Genomic DNA, 3,249 nt, shown 5'->3' with positions numbered 1-3,249 from the left:
CTTCAGAACTAACACAGTGGACGCGAGCAACTGAGGACAAGCCCTCGGCCTATTAGTACCAGTCAGCTCCACCCGTTGCCGGGCTTCCACATCTGGCCTATCAACCCAGTCGTCTACTGGGAGCCTTACCCTCTCAAGGAGGTGGGAATACTCATCTTGAAGCAGGCTTCCCGCTTAGATGCTTTCAGCGGTTATCCCTCCCGAACGTAGCCAACCAGCCATGCCCTTGGCAGGACAACTGGCACACCAGAGGTTCGTCCGTCCCGGTCCTCTCGTACTAGGGACAGCCCTTCTCAATATTCCTACGCGCACAGCGGATAGGGACCGAACTGTCTCACGACGTTCTAAACCCAGCTCGCGTACCGCTTTAATGGGCGAACAGCCCAACCCTTGGGACCGACTCCAGCCCCAGGATGCGACGAGCCGACATCGAGGTGCCAAACCATCCCGTCGATATGGACTCTTGGGGAAGATCAGCCTGTTATCCCCGGGGTACCTTTTATCCGTTGAGCGACAGCGCTTCCACAAGCCACTGCCGGATCACTAGTCCCGACTTTCGTCCCTGCTCGACCCGTCGGTCTCACAGTCAAGCTCCCTTGTGCACTTACACTCAACACCTGATTGCCAACCAGGCTGAGGGAACCTTTGGGCGCCTCCGTTACTCTTTAGGAGGCAACCGCCCCAGTTAAACTACCCATCAGACACTGTCCCTGATCCGGATCACGGACCGAGGTTAGACATCCAGCACGACCAGAGTGGTATTTCAACGGCGACTCCACAACCACTGGCGTGGCTGCTTCAAAGTCTCCCACCTATCCTACACAAGCCGAACCGAACACCAATATCAAACTATAGTAAAGGTCCCGGGGTCTTTCCGTCCTGCTGCGCGAAACGAGCATCTTTACTCGTAGTGCAATTTCACCGGGCCTATGGTTGAGACAGTCGAGAAGTCGTTACGCCATTCGTGCAGGTCGGAACTTACCCGACAAGGAATTTCGCTACCTTAGGATGGTTATAGTTACCACCGCCGTTTACTGGCGCTTAAGTTCTCAGCTTCGCACACCCGAAAGTGCACTAACCGGTCCCCTTAACGTTCCAGCACCGGGCAGGCGTCAGTCCGTATACATCGCCTTACGGCTTCGCACGGACCTGTGTTTTTAGTAAACAGTCGCTTCTCGCTGGTCTCTGCGGCCACCCCCAGCTCACGGAGTAAATCCGATCACCAGTGATGGCCCCCCTTCTCCCGAAGTTACGGGGGCATTTTGCCGAGTTCCTTAACCATAGTTCACCCGAACGCCTCGGTATTCTCTACCTGACTACCTGAGTCGGTTTAGGGTACGGGCCGCCATGAAACTCGCTAGAGGCTTTTCTCGACAGCATAGGATCATCCACTTCACCACAATCGGCTCGGCATCAGGTCTCAGCCTTAATGTGTGACGGATTTGCCTATCACACGGCCTACACCCTTACCCCGGGACTACCACCGCCCGGGCTGGACTACCTTCCTGCGTCACCCCATCGCTTACCTACTACCACCTTGGATCGGCGGCTCCACCACTTTCCTTTCCCCGAAGGGTCCGGAACGGCTTCACGGCCTTAGCATTAGAGGATTCGATACTGGGCGTTTCAAAGCGGGTACCGGAATATCAACCGGTTGTCCATCGACTACGCCTGTCGGCCTCGCCTTAGGTCCCGACTTACCCTGGGCAGATCAGCTTGACCCAGGAACCCTTAGTCAATCGGCGCACACGTTTCTCACGTGTGTATCGCTACTCATGCCTGCATTCTCACTCGTGAACCGTCCACAACTAGCTTCCGCTGCTGCTTCACCCGGCACACGACGCTCCCCTACCCATCACAGCGGGCGTTGGCCCTATTGCTGCAATGACACGACTTCGGCGGTACGCTTGAGCCCCGCTACATTGTCGGCGCGGAATCACTTGACCAGTGAGCTATTACGCACTCTTTCAAGGGTGGCTGCTTCTAAGCCAACCTCCTGGTTGTCTGTGCGACTCCACATCCTTTCCCACTTAGCGTACGCTTTGGGGCCTTAGTCGATGCTCTGGGCTGTTTCCCTCTCGACCATGGAGCTTATCCCCCACAGTCTCACTGCCACGCTCTCACTTACCGGCATTCGGAGTTTGGCTAAGGTCAGTAACCCGGTAGGGCCCATCGCCTATCCAGTGCTCTACCTCCGGCAAGAAACACGTGACGCTGCACCTAAATGCATTTCGGGGAGAACCAGCTATCACGGAGTTTGATTGGCCTTTCACCCCTAACCACAGGTCATCCCCCAGGTTTTCAACCCTGGTGGGTTCGGTCCTCCACGAAGTCTTACCTCCGCTTCAACCTGCCCATGGCTAGATCACTCCGCTTCGGGTCTAGAGCGTGCAACTCAATCGCCCTATTCGGACTCGCTTTCGCTACGGCTTCCCCACACGGGTTAACCTCGCTACACACCGCTAACTCGCAGGCTCATTCTTCAAAAGGCACGCAGTCACGACCGGTGTTCCGAAGAACAACGGCGACGCTCCCACGGCTTGTAGGCACACGGTTTCAGGTACTATTTCACTCCGCTCCCGCGGTACTTTTCACCATTCCCTCACGGTACTATCCGCTATCGGTCACCAGGGAATATTTAGGCTTAGCGGGTGGTCCCGCCAGATTCACACGGGATTTCTCGGGCCCCGTGCTACTTGGGAGATTCTTAAGCAAGCCGTTGATGTTTCGTCTACGGGGGTCTTACCCTCTACGCCGGACCTTTCGCATGTCCTTCGACTACATCAACGGTTTCTGACTCGCCGAACGGCCGGCAGACCGTTCAAAAGAATTCCCGCAACCCCGTATGCGCAACCCCTGCCGGGTATCACACGCATACGGTTTGGCCTGATCCGGTTTCGCTCGCCACTACTCCCGGAATCACGGTTGTTTTCTCTTCCTGCGGGTACTGAGATGTTTCACTTCCCCGCGTTCCCTCCACACTGCCTATGTGTTCAGCAGTGGGTGACAGCCCATGACGACTGCCGGGTTTCCCCATTCGGACACCCCCGGATCAAAGCTCAGTTGGCAGCTCCCCGGGGCCTATCGCGGCCTCTCACGTCCTTCATCGGTTCCTGGTGCCAAGGCATCCACCGTGCGCCCTTAAAAACTTGGCCTACAGATGCTCGCGTCCACTGTGTAGTTCTCAAGCAACGACCAGCCACCCATCACCCCACCAGACAAGCTGGCGAGTTCACTGGGGCCGGCATC

Annotated in this window: 1 rRNA gene; it reads right to left on the bottom strand. The window is 56.6% G+C overall.

Features of this window, described 5'->3' with window-relative positions:
- Nucleotides 1-32: 32 nt before the first annotated feature.
- Nucleotides 33-3,155 (bottom strand): 23S ribosomal RNA (locus QMF80_RS37715).
- Nucleotides 3,156-3,249 lie beyond the last annotated feature (94 nt).

The organism is Streptomyces sp. G-G2, from assembly GCF_030063135.1.
In the GTDB taxonomy this organism is placed as follows: Bacteria; Actinomycetota; Actinomycetes; order Streptomycetales; family Streptomycetaceae; genus Streptomyces.
This window is presented reverse-complemented; position numbering and strand designations above follow the sequence as displayed.